Genomic DNA, 241 nt, shown 5'->3' with positions numbered 1-241 from the left:
GCGTCGGCGAGCTGACCGACGCCGGTCCGGCGATCAACACCAAACACGTGCAGACGCGCGTCGAGGTCGAGGATGGTGGTACGGTGTCGATCGGCGGAATCTATGCCGTCGACGAGCGGAACGATGTGACGCGGGTGCCGCTCCTGGGCAAAATACCCTTTTTAGGCGCGCTTTTTCGCCATCGGGCTCATCGCGACCAGCGCAGCGAACTGGCTATTTTCATCACGCCGCGCGTCATTCA

At 62.2% G+C, this 241-nt stretch carries 1 pseudogene; it reads left to right on the top strand.

Going from position 1 to position 241, the window contains the following annotated elements:
- Positions 1-241 (top strand): annotated as a pseudogene (locus SB771_RS36660) (type IV pilus secretin PilQ); the annotation flags it as partial.

It is taken from the genome of Burkholderia sp. SIMBA_051 (genome assembly GCF_046534915.1).
Classification (GTDB): Bacteria; Pseudomonadota; Gammaproteobacteria; order Burkholderiales; family Burkholderiaceae; genus Burkholderia; species Burkholderia ambifaria.
Note: the sequence above shows the minus strand (reverse complement) of the source record. Positions and strands in the feature narration are given on the sequence as shown.